The organism is Streptomyces sp. NPDC023527, assembly GCF_055560115.1.
This window is the reverse complement of record NZ_JBVHJJ010000005.1, coordinates 448,726-461,722: the sequence shown is the minus strand read 5'-3', so window position 1 is coordinate 461,722 and position 12,997 is coordinate 448,726. Positions and strand designations below refer to the sequence as shown.

Annotated in this window: 13 protein-coding genes; 4 read left to right on the top strand and 9 right to left on the bottom strand. The window is 74.0% G+C overall.

Translation table 11 applies throughout. The features are described from left to right. The 7 genes from cysC to ACZ303_RS13120 form a co-directional block, all read right to left on the bottom strand. Window positions 1-409, bottom strand: a 409-nt coding sequence (gene cysC / locus ACZ303_RS13150) for an adenylyl-sulfate kinase (protein ID WP_467338186.1), incomplete at its 3' end; no start/stop codon positions are given. A gap of 20 nt (window positions 410-429) precedes the next feature. After that, entirely contained in the window at window positions 430-1,113 is a 684-nt protein-coding gene (locus ACZ303_RS13145) for a phosphoadenylyl-sulfate reductase (protein WP_467338184.1), read from the bottom strand. Continuing rightward, window positions 1,100-1,276, bottom strand: a complete 177-nt coding sequence (locus tag ACZ303_RS13140; protein WP_467338182.1) for a hypothetical protein — start codon at window positions 1,274-1,276, stop codon at window positions 1,100-1,102. Before ACZ303_RS13140 ends, ACZ303_RS13145 begins: the two co-directional genes overlap by 14 nt. Further along, window positions 1,273-3,015, bottom strand: a complete 1,743-nt coding sequence (locus ACZ303_RS13135; protein WP_467338180.1) for a nitrite/sulfite reductase — start codon at window positions 3,013-3,015, stop codon at window positions 1,273-1,275. Before ACZ303_RS13135 ends, ACZ303_RS13140 begins: the two co-directional genes overlap by 4 nt. A gap of 197 nt (window positions 3,016-3,212) precedes the next feature. Then, window positions 3,213-3,296: a putative leader peptide gene (locus ACZ303_RS13130; protein WP_467338228.1), complete on the bottom strand. Its 84-nt coding sequence runs from the start codon at window positions 3,294-3,296 to the stop codon at window positions 3,213-3,215. Between the two features lie 211 nt (window positions 3,297-3,507). Beyond that, window positions 3,508-4,074, bottom strand: coding sequence for a GNAT family N-acetyltransferase (locus ACZ303_RS13125; RefSeq protein ID WP_467338226.1), 567 nt, complete (start codon window positions 4,072-4,074; stop codon window positions 3,508-3,510). A 32-nt stretch (window positions 4,075-4,106) separates the two neighbouring features. Next, a complete protein-coding gene (locus ACZ303_RS13120) occupies window positions 4,107-5,375 on the bottom strand; it encodes a helix-turn-helix domain-containing protein (protein ID WP_467338178.1) in 1,269 nt (422 codons plus the stop codon). A gap of 238 nt (window positions 5,376-5,613) precedes the next feature. Here ACZ303_RS13120 and ACZ303_RS13115 point away from each other — a divergent pair, with 238 nt between their 5' ends. From ACZ303_RS13115 to ACZ303_RS13100, 4 genes are all read left to right on the top strand, one after another. Further along, entirely contained in the window at window positions 5,614-6,789 is a 1,176-nt protein-coding gene (locus ACZ303_RS13115) for a YihY/virulence factor BrkB family protein (protein WP_467338176.1), read from the top strand. 215 nt (window positions 6,790-7,004) lie between these two features. Beyond that, complete coding sequence (gene rsgA, locus ACZ303_RS13110) at window positions 7,005-8,096, top strand: ribosome small subunit-dependent GTPase A (protein ID WP_467338174.1); 1,092 nt, start codon at window positions 7,005-7,007, stop codon at window positions 8,094-8,096. A gap of 154 nt (window positions 8,097-8,250) precedes the next feature. Continuing rightward, window positions 8,251-9,729, top strand: a complete 1,479-nt coding sequence (locus tag ACZ303_RS13105) for an AlkA N-terminal domain-containing protein (RefSeq protein WP_467338172.1) — start codon at window positions 8,251-8,253, stop codon at window positions 9,727-9,729. Window positions 9,730-9,731: 2 nt separating this feature from the next. Then, window positions 9,732-10,229 carry a methylated-DNA--[protein]-cysteine S-methyltransferase gene (locus tag ACZ303_RS13100; protein WP_467338170.1) on the top strand — a complete coding sequence of 166 codons (498 nt, stop codon included), beginning with the start codon at window positions 9,732-9,734 and terminating at the stop codon, window positions 10,227-10,229. Between the two features lie 22 nt (window positions 10,230-10,251). Here ACZ303_RS13100 and ACZ303_RS13095 read toward each other — a convergent pair whose 3' ends face one another. Together ACZ303_RS13095 and ACZ303_RS13090 are read right to left on the bottom strand one after the other, a co-directional pair. Continuing rightward, a complete protein-coding gene (locus ACZ303_RS13095) occupies window positions 10,252-10,734 on the bottom strand; it encodes a DUF456 domain-containing protein (protein WP_467338168.1) in 483 nt (160 codons plus the stop codon). Window positions 10,735-10,833: 99 nt separating this feature from the next. Further along, window positions 10,834-11,565, bottom strand: coding sequence for a helix-turn-helix transcriptional regulator (locus tag ACZ303_RS13090; RefSeq protein WP_467338166.1), 732 nt, complete (start codon window positions 11,563-11,565; stop codon window positions 10,834-10,836). Window positions 11,566-12,997 lie beyond the last annotated feature (1,432 nt).

The window sequence follows — 12,997 nt, the reverse complement described above, 5'->3', positions numbered from 1 at the left end:
CCCCGGCCGCCTGCTTCGCGTACAAACCCTTCACATCCCGCACCGAGCACACCTCCACCGGCGTCGCCACATGCACCTCCACATATCCGGTGCCGTGCTGCTGATGGCGCTTGCGCACCGCCTCCCTCGCGTCCGCGTAGGGGGCGATGACGGGGACGAGGACCTTCACCCCGTGCGAGGCCAGCAGTTGGGCGACGAAGCCGATCCGCTGCACGTTCACCGAGCGGTCCTCGCGGGAGAAGCCGAGCCCGGCCGAGAGGAACTCCCGGATCTCGTCCCCGTCGAGCACCTCCACCCGGTGCCCCTCGCCGCGCAGCCGCTCCGCGAGCGCGCGGGCGATCGTCGTCTTGCCGGCGCTGGGCAGGCCGGTGAGCCAGACCGTGGTTCCCTGGTCGAGGGCGGTCGCCATGGGTATCTCCTGAGCGTCGTTCATCCGTGCAGCCCGCACTCCGTCTTGGTGAGCCCGGCCCAGCGGCCGGCGCGCGCGTTCTCGCCGTCGGCGACCCTGCGCGTGCAGGGTGCGCAGCCGACGGAGGTGTAGCCGTCCATCAGCAGCGGGTTGGTGAGCACGCCGTGTTCGGTGACGTAGGCGTCCACGTCGTCCTGGGTCCAGGCGGCGATCGGCGAGATCTTGACCTTGCGGCGTCGCTCGTCCCAGCCGACGACGGGGGTGTTCGCCCTGGTCGCGGACTCGTCGCGGCGCAGGCCGGTGGCCCAGGCGTCGTACGCGGCCAGGCCGGCCGTCAGCGGCTCGACCTTGCGCAGCGCGCAGCACAGGTCCGGGTCCCGGTCGTGGAGCCGGGGTCCGTGGTCGGCGTCCTGTTCGGCGACGGTGCGGCGGGCACTGAGCGTGATGACGTTGACGTCCATCACGGCGGCGACCGCGTCCCGGGTGCCGATGGTCTCGGGGAAGTGGTAGCCCGTGTCGAGGAAGAGGACGTCCACGCCGGGCAGGGCGCGGGACGCGAGGTGGGCGACGACCGCGTCCTCCATGGAGGAGGTGACGCAGAAGCGCGGTCCGAACGTCTCGGCGGCCCAGCGCAGGATGTCGAGCGCCGGGGCGCCCTCCAGCTCGCGGCCCGCCCGCTCGGCGAGTGTCTCAAGGTCGGTCATCCGGTGCTCCCTTGCTGAGTCCCCGGGACAGCAGCCCGAGGAACGAGAGCCGGAACGCGCGGTTGCAGGCGCCGCATTCCCACGCGCCGTGGCCCTCTTCGGACGGCCGCAGGTCCTCGTCGCCGCAGTAGGGGCAGTAGAAGGGGGCGGCCCGGCCGCTCATGACAGGTCCTCCGCGCTCGCCCGTGCCGCCCAGGTCGCGAACCGCTCGCCGTCCTCGCGCTGCTCGCCGAAGCGGGTGAGGACCCGCTCGACGTAGTCGGGGAGTTCGTCGGCGGTGACCTTCAGGCCGCGCACCTTGCGGCCGAAGCCGGCCTGGAGGCCGAGCGCGCCGCCGAGGTGCACCTGGTAGCCCTCGACCTGCTGACCGGCCGAGTCCAGGACCAGCTGGCCCTTGAGGCCGATGTCGGCGGTCTGGATGCGGGCGCAGGCGTTGGGGCAGCCGTTGATATTGATGGTGACCGGCTCCTCGAAGTCGGGCATCCGGCGCTCCAGCTCGTCGATCAGCGAGGCGCCGCGCGCCTTGGTCTCCACGATGGCGAGCTTGCAGAACTCGATGCCCGTGCACGCCATGGTGCCGCGCCGGAACGGCGAGGGCCTGACCTGGAAGTCGAGCGCCTCCAGGCCGGCCACGAGCGAGTCGACCTGTTCGGCCGCCACGTCGAGGATGATCATCTTCTGTTCGACGGTGGTGCGCAACCGGTCGCTGCCGTGCGCGCCCGCCAGTTCCGCGATCTTGGTGAGGGTCGCGCCGTCCACCCGGCCGACGCGCGGGGCGAAGCCCACGTAGAACCGGCCGTCGCGCTGGCGGTGCACGCCCACGTGGTCGCGCCAGCGGGACACGGGCTCGGCGGGCGCGGGGCCGTCGAGCAGTTTGCGCTGGAGGTACTCGTCCTCCAGCACCTGGCGGAACTTCTCCGGCCCCCAGTCGGCCATCAGGAACTTCAGCCGGGCGCGGGTGCGCAGCCGTCGGTAGCCGTAGTCGCGGAAGATGCCGACGACGCCGGCCCAGACGTCCGCGACCTCGTCCAGGGGCACCCAGGTGCCCAGCCGTTCGGCGAGGCGGGGGTTGGTGGACAGCCCGCCGCCGACCCAGACGTCGAAGCCGGGCCCGTGGTCGGGGTGGTCCACGCCCACGAACGCGATGTCGTTGATCTCGTGGACCACGTCCTGCACGGGCGAGCCGGAGATCGCGGTCTTGAACTTCCGCGGCAGGTTGGAGAACTCCTTGCTGCCGATGTAGCGGTCGTGGATCTCGTCCACGGCGGGGGTGCCGTCGATGATCTCGTCCGCGGCGATCCCGGCGACCGGCGAACCTATGATCACGCGCGGGCAGTCGCCGCACGCCTCGGTCGTGGACAGCCCGACCGCCTCCAGCCTGTCCCAGATGGCGGGCACGTCCTCGATGCGGACCCAGTGCAGCTGGATGTTCTGCCGGTCGGTGATGTCGGCGGTGCCGCGCGCGTAGGTCTGCGACACCTCGCCGATGGCGCGCAGCTGGGCGACGGTCAGCCGGCCGCCGTCGACGCGCACTCGCAGCATGAAGTACTTGTCGTCCAGCTCCTCCGGCTCCAGGATCGCGGTCTTGCCGCCGTCGATCCCGGGCTTGCGCTGGGTGTAGAGCCCCCACCAGCGCATCCGGCCGCGCAGGTCGTTGGGGTCGATCGAGTCGAAGCCCGCCTTGGAGTAGATCGTCTCAATACGTGTCCGCACGTTGAGACCGTCGTCGTCCTTCTTGAACTGCTCGTTCCCGTTGAGCGGGGTGAAGTGGCCGACGGCCCACTGGCCCTCGCCGCGGTGGCGGCCGGCCTTGCGGCGGCTCGGGACGGCCGCGGCGGCGGCGGTGGGGGCGTCCCCGGCCGTCGGCTGGGGGAGGCCTGAGGGTGCGGCGGTGGCAGCCATGGCGTTGTGTCCTTCTGGGGGTGGCTCTCACGGCGCGGGGTGGGGCAGGCGCTTGTGGCCGGTGGTCCCGCGGTCGACCTGCGGATATGCCTCGGCGGCCCGCGGCGGCGACGCTGTCGCGGTGCGGATCGTGACGGGCGGAGTGGGCGCTCGTCCGCGACGGTGGGGACGGCGGGAAAGCGGTGGTGCTGAGCCGGTCAGCGCGCCGGACAGATGGCGCTGGACAGGCGGCCGAGGTCGACATGACGTCGACTCACCAAGGCAACTCCTGCGCGGGACATGACGGAAGCGTGGCACGACGGTCTCCGGGCAGTCCACCACTGTCCGCGATGCGGACCAAATCATCCCGGATGATGGGATGCGAAAGCCCCGGACCCCGGCTCCGCCGAGGCCCGGACCCCGTGGTTCCGCAGGTCTGGCGCGCCCGTCCTCAAGGCCGCGCGCGGCCCGTCCTCAAGGCGCCGCGTCCATGGGCCAGGCCGGCCCCCGACCCTACGCGCCGGGCCAGGGGCCGGGCGCCGGGGCGGCCGGCTCCTCCTCGGTCCTCGTCTCGAAGAGGCGGAAGCCGCGCCGCTCGTAGTTGGCCATCGCGTGCTCCCCGTCCTTGGTGCAGGTGTGCAGCCACACCCGCTTCGTCGGCGTCCGCTCCGGCCACCGCGCCGCCAGGTCCCAGGCCCGGGCCGTGCCGAACGACAGCAGGTGGCCGCCGATCCGGCGGCCCCGGAACGCCGGGAGCAGACCGAAGTAGGCGATCTCCACCGCGCCCTCGTCCTGCGGGTCCAGCTCGATGTACCCGGCCGGTGTCCCGTGCTCGTACGCCACCCAGGTCTCCACGCCCGGCCGCGCGAGGAATCCCTGCCACCGCTCGTACGGCCACGCCAGGCGGTCGGTCCAGAACAGGTCCCCGCCCACGGCCGTGTAGAGGAAGCGGCTGAACTCGGGCGAGGGCACCTCGGCCCGGACGATCCGGATCGCGGCCGGGTCGGGTCCCCGGGCCGGGATCAGATCGGCCGGGGACGTCTGCTCCAGGGACCAGGTGGTCACGGTGGTCGAACTGATGCTCATATCACCAGCCAATCACGATCCCCGCGCTAACCGGCGGGCACATCCCCGCGGGCGGCCACCACCGCCGGCGCCGACGAGCCGGGCAGCAGCTGCCCCGGGAGGGTGGGGGTCAGCAGTCGGACGTCGACGCTGTCGGCGAAGCGGTACGGGCGGTGGCCGAGCACCCCGGCCAGCGTTCGCCGCATCCGGGACATCTCCGCCCGTACCGTCACCGTGCGCGTGGGATCGCCGAAGAGGTCCGCGGCCAGCTGCGCGGCCGAGCGCCCCGCCGGGTGCCGGGCCAGGACGTACAGCAGCTCGGCATGGCGCGGGCTCAGCTCCTGCGACCACTCGCCCGCGGGGCCCGCGACCGTCACCGTCCAGTCGCGCGGGCGCCGCAGGTCCAGCACCACCCGGTAGGCCGACGCCTCCTGGCGGCCGCTCGCCGCCGCCTCGTCCACCCGCACCAGCCAGCCGTCCGGCAACGGCTCCAGCGAGCACAGGCCGAGCGAGGGCAGCCACACCCGCCCCGCCTGTACGGACTTGGGCAGCGCCACCCGCCCCACCGGCCCCATGCCCGTCACCGCCGCCGCCCAGCCCTCCCGGTCGACGGCCAGCGCCCGCCCGCCCACCCGGGACAGCATCGGGGCCGCCACCGACCGCAGCCGGTCCACGGACTGCCAGTGCCGGACCCGCAGCTCCGCCTCGGCGACCTTGGCGACGGCCGTCACCAGCGGCAGCGTCGCCGGATTGAAGGCGGGCGCGGGACCGCTGAGGTTCAGCACGCCCAGCAACCGCCCGTCGCGCGGATCGTGCAGCGGCGCCGCCGCGCACGTCCACGAGTGGTGGGTGCGGACGAAGTGCTCGGCCGAGTGCACCTGCACCGGACGGCGCTCCACCAGCGACGTGCCGATGCCGTTGGTCCCCACCAGCTCCTCCGTCCAGGAGGCGCCCACCGTGAAGTCCAGCCGGTCGGCGCTGCGCAAGACCCCCCGGCTGCCGTCCCGCCACAGCACCCGGCCCTCGGCGTCCGTGACCGCCATCAGATGCCGCTCCACGTCCACGATCGCGCCCAGCCCCTCGCGGAGCTGCGGCAGCAGCCCGCCCAGCTGTGACACATGGCGCCGGTGCTCGACCTCCTCGGCGCGCAGCGGCGGCGGGGCCGGGCGCCCGATGTCGGGGTCGACGCCGTGCAGCCGCACCCGGCGCCACGACTGCCCGATCACCGGGCGAGGGGGAACGGGAGGCGCACCGTCACCGAGGCAGGCCTCACGGACGGCCGGCAGCAGGCTCTCGTCGATCGTTCCGCGGTTCACGCTGCCATGGTGCCGTCGCGCGGGCCCGGCCGTAGGGGCATCCGCAGGATTGCAACGGCATGCAACCGTTGCGGGTGGCCCCCGCGCGGGCGGAAGCTTTCGGGGAGCGGTCGGAGGGTGGTGCCGAGTCGGCGCAGCATCACCCTCCGCCGGACCGCCCCGGCCCGTCGGCGCCCCTCCGCCCGGGCGCTTCGGCCACGGTGCGAACAACCTGGCCAGGGGCCGATACGGTTAGGGCGTGCAGGCAGCAAACGAACCATCGGGGCGGCGTACGGGCCGACTCCACAGGGCGAGGGTCCTGTACCGAAATGTCTCGAAACGCAGGATGGCGTGGCTGCTCCTCAAGGACACCGTCAACTCCTGCATCGAATACCGCGTCACCGGACTCGCCGCCGAGGCCGCCTTCTTCACCCTGCTGTCCCTGCCGCCGCTGCTCCTCGGCCTCCTCGGCCTGCTCGGCTATCTGGACCTCTGGACCGGCACCAACACGATCGGCTCCATCCAGGAGAACATCCTCAAGGCGTCGGCGACGGTGCTCAGCGACAAGGGTGTCAACGAGATCGCCAAGCCGCTCCTGCGGGACGTCACCAAGGGTCGGCCCGACATCATCTCGATCGGCTTCGCCATCGCCCTGTGGTCGGGCTCGCGCGCGGTCAACGTCTTCGTCGACACCATCACGATCATGTACGGGCTGGAGGGCAAGCGCGGCATCGTCAAGACCCGGCTGCTCGCCTTCCTGCTCTACCTCGTCGCCCTGATCGTCGGGGCGGTGGCGCTCCCGCTGATGGTCGCCGGGCCCGAGGCCGTGGTGGACATCGTGCCCTGGAGCGCGGACGTCGTCCGGTTCCTGTACTGGCCCGTCGTCATCCTGCTGTCGATCGCCTTCCTCACCACGCTCTACCACGTGTCCGTGCCGGTGCGTTCGCCCTGGCAGGAGGACATCCCCGGCGCGCTCGTGGCCCTGACGATGTGGGTGCTCGGCAGCTTCCTGCTGCGCATCTACCTCACCCATACGGTGGAGGGCCCGACCATCTACGGCTCGCTCGCCGCGCCCGTGGCCGTGCTGCTGTGGATCGGCGTCTCGGCGTTCGCCGTGCTCGTCGGCGCCGCCGTCAACGCCGCCCTCGACCGCGTGTGGCCGTCCGTCGCCACCGCAGCCGCCCGCGCCGAGGTCGACCGGCTCCGGGTCGCCGCCGCGGCGCAGGAGGCGGCCGAACGGGCCGCCCGCGCGCTGGAGGCCGGCCTGGAGGACGACGTCGACGACGAGCCGTACGACGAAGGCTTCGTGGGCCGGGACTGCGAGCCGCCCTCGGAATTCCCCGAGCGGTGGGCCCAGTTCCTGCCCCCGGAGGACGTGCGCTCCCGGATCCACAAGCCGGAGCACCGACCCAAGCACGCCAAGCCGCGCGACTAGCCGCTCAACCGCACACCACCACCGCGTCGTTCACCACCGGCCCCCGGCCCGCGAAAAATCATTCGCGGGCCGGGGGCCGGTGGTGTCAGGATCGGTTCCGCGCGAGATTCGCGCCGCACACGAAGGGAGGCGAGGTCCGATGACTGTCACGGCGACGGGCGCTGCCCGCACTCGGAAGTCCACTCACTCCACCTCCCTTCCTAAGGACCACTGTCTTGTCCGAGCTGTCACACCCGCTCTCCCGCTACGGCTGGGACGCCGGGTTCGCTGAAAGCTTCTCCCGCCACGCCGCCGAGGGCCTGACGCCCGGCCGCATCGTCCGCGTCGACCGCGGCCGCTGCGACCTCGTCGTCCCCGACGGCGACGGCGTACGGACCGTCCACGCCGACACCGCGCTCGTCACCACCGGCGACCCGCTGCGCATCATGTGCACCGGCGACTGGGCCGCCGTCGACCTCGCCCAGGGGTACGTACGAGCACTCCTGCCGCGCCGCACCGCGTTCGTGCGCTCCACGTCCTCCAAGCGGTCGGACGGCCAGATCCTCGCCGCCAACGTCGACCGCGCCGTCATCGCCGTCTCGCTCGCCGTCGAGCTGGACCTGGGCCGTGTCGAGCGGTTCCTCACCCTCGCCTGGGAGAGCGGCGCCGAGCCGCTGGTCGTCCTCACCAAGGCCGACCTCGCCGGCGACCCGGCGGTCCTCGGGCACCTCCTCGACGACACCGCCGCCGCGGCCCCCGGCGCCCAGGTGCTCGCGGTCAGCGCGGCGACGCGCGAGGGCGTCGACGTCCTCGCCGCCGCGCTCGCCGGCGGTACGACCGTCCTGCTCGGCCAGTCCGGCGCGGGAAAGTCCACCCTGGCCAACGTGCTCGTCGGCGAGGACGTCCAGGACGTCCACGCCACCCGCGACAGCGACGGCAAGGGCCGCCACACCACCACCACGCGCGACATGCTGCCGATGCCCGGCGGCGGTGTCCTCATCGACACCCCCGGCCTGCGCGGGGTGGGCCTGTGGGACGCCGAGGGCGGCGTCGCACGGACCTTCGCCGAGATCGAGGAGCTCTCCGCCGACTGCCGCTTCCACGACTGCGGGCACGTCGCCGAGCCGGGCTGCGCGGTCCTCGCCGCGGTCGACTCCGGCGACCTGCCCGGGCGCCGCCTCGACAGCTACCGCAAGCTGATCCGTGAGAACGAGCGGCTCGCCGCCCGCACGGACGCGCGACTGCGCGCGGAGAAGCTGCGCGACTTCAAGGTCAAACAGGCGGAGGGCCGCCGGGCGCTGGAGTGGAAGCGGGGGAAGGTGCGGTAGCGCCGGGCCCGGCATGGCCCTCGATCGCCGGGCAGGCTTGATCAAGCCTGCCCGGCGATCGAGGGCCGGGGTCCCCGGATCCCCGAAACCACCGCCGAGGGTCACGTCCGATTTCCGCCAGTCGAACGACAGACGCATACCGCAGACTGGAGGCATGACAGACACAGCGGCCACCCTCGACGACTCGCGTTACGACGCGGTCCGCAGTCGTGACGCCCGCTTCGACGGCCGCTTCTTCTTCGCCGTCACCACCACCGGCATCTACTGCCGGCCCAGCTGCCCGGCGGTCACCCCGAAGCGGCCCAACGTCCGTTTCTTCCCCTCGGCCGCCGCCGCCCAGGGCGCCGGCTTCCGCGCCTGCCGGCGCTGCCGGCCGGACGCCGTGCCCGGCTCGGCGGAGTGGAACGTCCGGGCCGACCTCGTCGGCCGCGCGATGCGGCTGATCGGCGACGGCGTCGTGGACCGCGACGGCGTCGCCGGGCTCGCCGCCCGGCTCGGCTACAGCTCCCGCCAGGTCCACCGCCAGCTCACCCAGGAGCTCGGCGCCGGGCCCGTCGCCCTCGCCCGGGCGCAGCGCGCCCACACCGCAAGGGTCCTGCTCCAGACCACCGCGCTGCCGGTCACGGAGATCGCGTTCGCGGCGGGGTTCGCCAGCGTCCGCCAGTTCAACGACACGGTCCGGGAGGTCTACGCCCGCACCCCCAGCGCCCTGCGGGCCGAGGCGCGCGGCGCCCGCACCGGCGGCTCCGCACCCACCGGCGTCCCGCTGCGCCTCGCCCACCGGGGCCCGTACGCGGCCCGCGAGATCTTCGACTTCCTCCAGCGCCGGGCCATCACCGGCATCGAGGAGATGACGGGCACCCCCGGCGCCCGCCGCTACCGCCGCACCCTGCGGCTGCCGTACGGCACCGGCGTCGCCGAGGTGCGGGAACCGGCGACGGCCCGCCGCGGCCGCTGGCTCGACTGCCGCCTGCACCTCGGTGACCTGCGCGACCTGTCCACCGCCGTCCAGCGGGTACGCCGCCTGTTCGACCTCGACGCCGACCCGTACGCCGTCACCGAGCGGCTCGGCGCCGACCCCCGGCTGCGCCCGCTCACCGAGGCCCGGCCGGGGCTGCGCTCGCCGGGCGCGGCGGACGGCGACGAGCTCGCCGTACGGGCCGTGCTGGGCCAGCAGGTGACCGTCGCGGCCGCCGCCCGGCTCGCCGGCGCGCTCGTCGCCGCGTACGGAAAGCCCCTCGCCGCGCCCTGCGGCACGCTCACCCACGTCTTCCCCGAGCCCGGCACCCTGGCCGGCGCCGGGCTGGAGGAGCTGGGCATGCCCGAGGCGCGCCGCAGGGCGCTGCGCGCCCTCGCGACCGCCCTGGCCGACGGCGACGTGAGCCTCGACCCGGGCGTCGACCGCGACGCCACCGAGCGCGCGCTGCTCGCCCTGCCCGGCGTCGGCCCGTGGACGGCCGGCTACATCCGGATGCGGGCGCTCGGCGACCCGGACGTCTTCCTGACCGGTGACGCGGGCGTACGGCACGGACTCGCCGCCCTCGGCGCGACACCGGACGCGGCGGCCGACTGGCGCCCGTGGCGCTCGTACGCCCTGCACCACCTCTGGAACCACACCGCTAAGGACAACTGACCATGCTCTACACCGAATTCGACAGCCCCCTCGGCCGTCTGCTCCTCACCGGCCGACCCTCCGCGACCGCGCCCGGCACCACCGCCATCTGCTCACTGACCGTGCCCGGCCAGAAGAACGCCCCCACCGTGGCGGCCGGTTGGCGGCGCGAGCCCGCGGCCTTCGCCGAGGCCGAGCGGCAGCTGACGGCGTACTTCACGGGGGAGTCGAGGGACTTCTCCCTCGAATTCGCCGTCGAGGGTACGGAGTTCCGGAAGAAGGTGTGGGACGCGCTCGACGCCGTGCCCTACGGATCCACCACCAGTTACGGGCAGTTGGCCGCCCGCATCGGAGCCTCACGGGCCGCGGTGCGCGCGGTGGGCGGCGCCGTCGGCGCCAACCCGCTGCTGGTGCTGCGACCCTGCCACCGCGTGATCGGCGCGGACGGCACGCTCACCGGTTACGCGGGCGGCCTGGAGCGCAAGCGGCTGCTGCTGGGGCTGGAGGGCGTGGCGGGCTGACCGCCGGGCCCGCCCGTCGCGTTCAGCCCCATACGGCCGTTCCCACCCACGCCCCGAAGACCAGCAGGCAGGCGAACAGCTCGACCAGCACGCTCGTCCCCAGGACCCGCATCACCTGGCGCGTCGACGCCCACGCCTCGCCGCGCCGGCCCAGCCGCCGGCGCTCGACCCCGTAGATCCCGGCGACGAACCCCGGCACGGCACCCAGGACCGGGACGACGAAGAAACCGGCGATCCCGGTGACGCCGGCCACCAGAAAGGCGCGGCGTGTGATGCCGGCGCCCCTCAGTCGGCGCGGCGGCAGCAGCCAGATCACGGCCTGGTCGACCAGCAGCACACCCGTGGACCCGGCCAGGACGGCCCAGGCCGCGGCGGTCCGCGTGGTCATCGACCACCACAGCACACCGGCCCAGACGATCGGCGGCCCCGGCACGCCCGGGGTGACGACACCGAGCAGGCCGAGCAGCATCACCAGACCGACCAGGACCAGCTGCCACGTCCCCATGGGCCAACTTTGCCGGAACGCGAGCGCCACCGCTTCCGGACGATTGCGGCCGCCGTGGCCGGTAAAGCCCCCACCTGCGGTGATGCGGGGGCGGGCGGGTCAGCGCCGAGGGGTCCAGCCACGCTCGGCCGCGTGCCAGCCCAGCTGGAGCCGGGTGGTCACCCCCGCGAGCTCCATCAGGCGCTTCACCCGCCGCTGGACCGTCCGCAGGCCCAGGCCCAGCTGCTTGGCGACGCTGGCGTCGGTCAGCCCGACGAGCAGCAGCGAGAGGACCTCCAGGTCCACGGCGTCCGGCCCGGCCACCGGGCCCTCGTAGCGGCTGCCGTCGGCGCAGACCCGGAGCGGGAGGGCCTCGTGCCACACGTCCTCGAAGAGGTCGACGAGGGAGGCGAGCAGCACGCCGGGGTGGACGACCAGGGCGGTGGGTTCCGTGGGGTCTCCGGAGCGCGGGGTCAGGGGCACCAGGGCGACCGCGCGGTCGGCGACGACCAGCTCGGCGGGGACCCGGTCGACGACCCGCACCCGGGCGGGACCACTCCGGCCGAACGCCGCCGACAGTCTCGGCAGCCCCATCAGACCCGCCAGTGCCGCGCGTTCGACGACGGCCCGGTGGGGCACGTTGTTGACCATGTCCGCCGCCGCGGATCCGGGCCGGTCCGCCAGGAGGGCGCACACCTCTTCGGTCGCGCCGATCCGCAGCCGCAGCAGCCGTTCCGCGACGGCGGACGCGCCGGTCACCAGTTCCACCGCACTGTGCCCGGCGAGCCGTTCGGCCCCCCGTTCGCACGACACCGCTTCCCGGACGGCGTCCAGGCCTATGGCACCCAGCACGCGACACCCCTCCCCACAAGCGTGTTCCGACTCGGTTCATCATCCCCGGGTGACGTCTGCCGTGCACTCTTCCCGTAAGCCACACAGTGTGGACAATAAGGGCATGAGTCAGCAGGGGGACCAACGCACCGGTCAAGAGGACGCCTGGTGGGGCGAGTTGTACGACAAGAATGAACCCGACACGGGTTCGTCCACCGCCACCAAGGACGACAGCCTCGACGAACGGTTCACCTCCGCCTCGGCGGTGGTGGGAGCGGCACCGAGGTCCACGAACAGAAAAGCGAAAACGGCGCCGAGGCCGAAGACCAGGCCACCCGCGCCCCCCGACCCGCCGGAGCCGGGCGGGCTGCCGCCCCTGCCGAAGGGGTACGGAGGGCCGCACACCAGCGGCCTGCCCGGGCCGCCCGACCTCCCGCCGCCACCGGATCTCGGCGGCCCGCCGCGGCTGCCGTCGCCGACGGCGTCGGAGCGGATCGTCAGCGACACGCACACCGACCCCAGAGCGCAGGTCCCACCCCCACGGACGCCCCCTCCGCCCAACCTCCCCGGCCCGCCGGACCTCCGGGCGCCGGTCGTCGGGCGACAGACCGACAAGCAGACGGGGGACCGGGGCGGGAGCCGGCCGCCGCAGGCCGAGGGCCGGGCCGGGGGCCGCGCCGAGAAGTGGCCCAGGAGGCCGGCCGGAAGGCCGACCGCCGCGCAGGCCGGCCCGCTGGCGGACAAACCACTGAAGCCGCCGCGCCGGCCGATGCCGCCGAAGCCGCGGCGGTCGCCCGGCGACGAGAGCCCGAAGAGGACGACGGAGCCCCTCCCGCCCGACGAGCCCCGTGGGGCCGCGGGGCCGGTGGACGCCCCGCGGCAGCCAGGATCCGCGGAGGCCGTGGACCCCACGGCGCCGGGGAACCCACCGGGGCTGCCGGGGCCGGCGAACCCGATCGGGCAGTCCGATCCGATGGCCCTGCCGCAAGCGACGACCGCCGCCGAGCCCAGTGCGCCCGCGGAGCCGCCGGTCCCGAAGGACGTGTGGGTCCGGCAGCCCTCGGAGCCCCAACCGGACCGGGAAGCGCCGGGACCCGTACGAGGCCGGGAGCCCGAAGGGCGGCGGGAATCCCCCGAGTCCGCACCGGGCCGTGAACCCCAGGATTCCATGTGGGGCCGGCAGGCCCCTGACCCTCAGCCGGGTCGGGAAGCGACGGGGCCCGTACGGGGCCGGGAGCCCGGAGGGCGGCAGGAGACTCCCGAGTCGGCACAGGGCAGTGAAAGCCGACAGCCAGGCCCGGAGCCCGTACCGGATCGGGCAGCCCCCGAGTCCGTACGGGGCTGGGCAACCCTGGAGCCCGCAGGGGGGCCTGAGGACCCGCAGTACGTGCAGGGCCAGGTATCCCCGGAGCCTGTGGGGCCTCAGGAGCCCCCGGAGGGCGTGGGGGACCGG